The 3,312-nt window shown below is 45.7% G+C and carries 3 protein-coding genes; all 3 read left to right on the forward strand.

The annotated features are described in order from the left end of the window. Positions 1 to 277: rhomboid family intramembrane serine protease (locus tag ACWVCM_RS04005; protein WP_455200423.1), on the forward strand; the 277-nt coding region annotated here is incomplete at its 5' end. A 190-nt stretch (positions 278 to 467) separates the two neighbouring features. Next, complete coding sequence (locus ACWVCM_RS04010) at positions 468 to 2,192, forward strand: c-type cytochrome (protein ID WP_455200424.1); 1,725 nt, start codon at positions 468 to 470, stop codon at positions 2,190 to 2,192. A gap of 15 nt (positions 2,193 to 2,207) precedes the next feature. Beyond that, the coding region (locus ACWVCM_RS04015; protein ID WP_455200425.1) for a B12-binding domain-containing radical SAM protein at positions 2,208 to 3,312 on the forward strand (1,105 nt) is incomplete at its 3' end.

The raw sequence follows: 3,312 nt of genomic DNA on the forward strand, positions 1-3,312 counted from the left end.
CGGTGCGATATCCGGTGTACTGGGAGCCTATTTGTTATTGCATCCCCGCGCGCGCGTGCTGGTTGCCATACCCCTGGGTTTTATTATTCATACCACGCGACTGCCCGCGGGCTGGGTACTTGTTTTCTGGTTTGTATTACAACTGATTAATTCGGCTGCTGCCAGTGGTGGAGAAAGTGGCGTCGCCTGGGGTGCACATATTGGTGGATTTATTGCGGGCATGGCGCTTATTCCACTCTTCAAATTCAGGCGTGTAAAGTTATTGACTCAAGCATAGCGTTACCCGCTTTGCCCGCATGGCAAAAAAGCAATACCACCATTTGCAATCACGGTACTTTTATAGACCTATATCAATGTTCAATTAGTAGGCGTTAATTAAGCTCATGATACATTTAATTTTGCCGTCGAAATGCCCTACAATAGGCTGACGTCAGCCACGGAAAATAAACCGCAAGAACAATAAGCCTATGAAACCGATTATTGCCGTTTTGTTACTGTTATCATTGCTTCTCCCAGCGTGCGAACAAAAAAAGGAACCTTCTCCTGAAGAGATAGCCGAGAAAGCGGCAGCAGAACAGCAAGCTGCAGCAGATCCAGTGCTTGGTGAACAGGTTGCCCAGGCCTGCGTGGAATGTCATCCTGCCAGTGGCAAAATCGTGAATCCTGAATATCCACAAATTAATGGATTATCGCAAAGCTACCTCAGTAAATCCTTGCTCGATTATCTATCCAAGGTACGCACGCACGAAGAAATGAATCAGGCCATTGCAGAACTGGATCATGCACAAATTCTCAATGTCGCGGCCTATTACGCCTCACTAACGACTCCCTGGACTACCAGTATCAAGGTTACCAGGAAGAAAACCAGCAAACCCAGCCAAAAGGACATCGAGGCAGGTAAAAAACTCGCTGGCCCCTGCATTTCATGCCATGGTGAAAACGGCAATAGCGCCACTGAAGGCGTGCCCAGCCTTTCCGGCCTTAGTGTTAAATATATTGACACAGCACTCAATGGCTACTTTAAAGGCGACCGTACCAATGAATTCATGAAAGTGTTCAAACATGCCTTCGACAAGGACCGGATAGCCAAACTTGGCGCCTACTTCTCCTCGCAAAAACGCATACCATCAACATTTCCCGTTAAAGGCAATGCCAGGGCCGGCGGTAAAATCGCGAACCTTCGTTGCATAGGCTGTCACGGCGAAGGTGGCAACAGTTTTATGGAAGAATTTCCCAGCCTGGCAGGACAAAATTACAAGTTTCTCTATGAAGCAACACTTTCTTACAATAACGGCAAGCGTAAAAACAGGATAATGCAGAATGCGATAAAAGGTTTATCAAAAGCTGACATCAAAAACCTGTCGGCCTACTACGCCACCCAAAAACCCGCCGCGGTAACTATGGCAGCAAAAGAAGATGCTGGTGATCCCGCACAAGCTGCCGCTTCCGCAGCAAAATCATGTTTTGGTTGCCACGGCAAAGATGGCAATAGCACAATTGCCGGTAATCCGAACCTGAGCGGCTTTACTCCGGAACAACTAACGGCGGCAATCACACAATACCAGACCGGTGACAGAAAACATGAATTAATGAAAAGCTTTGTATCCAGGCTGGATGCCGAGCAGGTCGAGCTTATCAGTATTCATTACGCTAGCCAGGAGCCCAAACCTACTCAGAATCCTGGAAAAGGCAACCCTGATAGTGTTAAGGATATGGTGGGAGGCTGTGAAGGCTGTCATGGTGCGAAGGGCGTCAGCTCTTCAAAAACACCAAGTCTGGCGGGACAAGATGCGGCATACCTGGTCTCTGCCCTGCTGAATTATCAAAACAAGTCCCGCAGCAATAGCGACATGCAAAATGCGGTCGCAGAATTATCCAAAGACAACTTCAACAATCTGGCAACTTATTTTGCTTCGCAGACACCCGTAAAACCGGAAGTTAATCCATTACAAACGGCACAGCAACTGGCGGAAAAATGTGATCGCTGTCATAAAACACCGGAACAGAACCCCAAATTACCAACGCCTCGCATCGCAGGTCAATCCGAAGCATATTTGTTGAAAGCGATTAACGACTATAAGACCAAGGCGCGTGACCAATCCACCATGTTTGCCATGCTGGATGTATTAACCAATTGGGAAATCGCCCAGATCGCAAACTATTATGCTCGCTTGAATTCCAGTGAAAAATAGCTTTCAATTGAAAGCATGACCCCGATCATTCTGAGCACGCTGAACGCGCGCTATATACATAGCGCGCTTGGATTACGCTACCTTTATGCCAATCTTCAGGAATTGCAATCCCGTGCATCCATCATAGAATTTACCATTGATAGCCGTCCCATCGATATTGTTGAGAAACTCCTCAAGCTTAAACCCCAAATAATTGGTTTTGGGGTATATATCTGGAATATTGAACAAACAACATATGTAGTTAGCCTGCTTAAAAAACTAAGCCCGGAAACGATCATTATTCTTGGTGGCCCGGAAGTCAGCTATGAATACGATAAACAACCCATAGTAACTTTCGCGGATCACGTTATTACTGGAAATGCTGATCTGGAGTTCTACTATGTATGTAAAGAATTATTGAACGATAAATCGCCTGACACTCCTGGGCTGCGCGAAAAAATAATTCAACCTCGCAGCTTTCAGTTGTCTGACATTAATTTCCCCTACACTTATTATTCTCGACTGGATATTGCCAACCGCGTTATTTACGTTGAAGCATCCCGAGGGTGCCCGTTTAAATGTGAATTCTGTTTATCGGCACTGGATAAAACTGCCTGGCCCTTTGACCTGGCGTTGTTCCTTGCTGAAATGCAAAAACTTTATGAACGTGGAGCCAGACAATTCAAATTTGTCGATCGTACGTTCAACCTTAAAACGAAAACCACAACTCAAATTCTGGAATTCTTTCTAGGGAAGCTGGATAAAGATCTGTTTCTGCATTTTGAACTTATACCGGACCACCTCCCCGATAAATTGAAATCGATTATCCAGCAATTTCCAGAAGGCAGTCTGCAATTTGAGATTGGCATACAAACCTTCAATTCCGAGGTACAGCAACTGATAAGTCGCAAACAGGATAATGACAAGGCAATCTCGAACTTAACCTGGCTGCGCAACGAAACCCATGCTCATCTGCACACTGATTTAATTGTGGGATTGCCGGGTGAGGATCTTGAAAGTATTGCCAAAGGTTTTAATCAGCTAATAGCGCTCAACCCACACGAAATACAGGTTGGTATTTTAAAACGCCTGCGAGGCACGCCTGTTATTCGCCATACCGACCCATTTAACATGGTCAAAA

Source organism: Kaarinaea lacus, assembly GCF_975902315.1.

Excerpts from the sequence above, each read along its gene's own strand:
- ACWVCM_RS04010 (WP_455200424.1), top strand. The coding sequence starts at position 468 with ATGAAACCGATTATTGCCGTTTTGTTACTGTTATCATTGCTTCTCCCA.